The following is a 373-nucleotide window of genomic DNA, read 5'->3' as shown; positions in this document are numbered from 1 at the left end:
TCTTAAAATGGTGGCTCGGGACGGAATCGAACCGCCGACACAAGGATTTTCAGTCCTTTGCTCTACCAACTGAGCTACCGAGCCAAACAAAATGGCGGTCCCGACGGGAATCGAACCCGCGATCTCCTGCGTGACAGGCAGGCATGTTAACCGCTACACCACGGGACCACTTTGGTTGCGGGGACAGGATTTGAACCTGCGACCTTCGGGTTATGAGCCCGACGAGCTACCGAACTGCTCCACCCCGCGATGATATGAATATGGTATAAATAAATGGAGGAGGAAGAGGGATTCGAACCCCCGCGGGCTTTGACACCCCTGTCGGTTTTCAAGACCGATCCCTTCAGCCAGACTTGGGTATTCCTCCGTATAT

4 tRNA genes are annotated in these 373 nt (G+C 54.2%); all 4 read right to left on the bottom strand.

The window, feature by feature from the left end:
- Positions 1–8: 8 nt before the first annotated feature.
- The 4 genes from AC2YJL_RS27690 to AC2YJL_RS27675 all read right to left on the bottom strand — a co-directional run bounded on the left by AC2YJL_RS27690 (position 9) and on the right by AC2YJL_RS27675 (position 367).
- Positions 9–84, bottom strand: a tRNA-Phe gene (locus AC2YJL_RS27690).
- 8 nt (positions 85–92) lie between these two features.
- Positions 93–168: transfer RNA gene (locus AC2YJL_RS27685), tRNA-Asp, on the bottom strand.
- Between the two features lie 4 nt (positions 169–172).
- Positions 173–249, bottom strand: a tRNA-Met gene (locus tag AC2YJL_RS27680).
- 25 nt (positions 250–274) lie between these two features.
- A tRNA-Ser gene (locus AC2YJL_RS27675) sits at positions 275–367 on the bottom strand.
- Positions 368–373: the final 6 nt, after the last annotated feature.

This window comes from Priestia sp. SRI_019 (assembly GCF_057586255.1).
The sequence above is the reverse complement of the archived record's forward strand: the minus strand, read 5'-3'. Positions and strand labels throughout refer to the sequence as shown.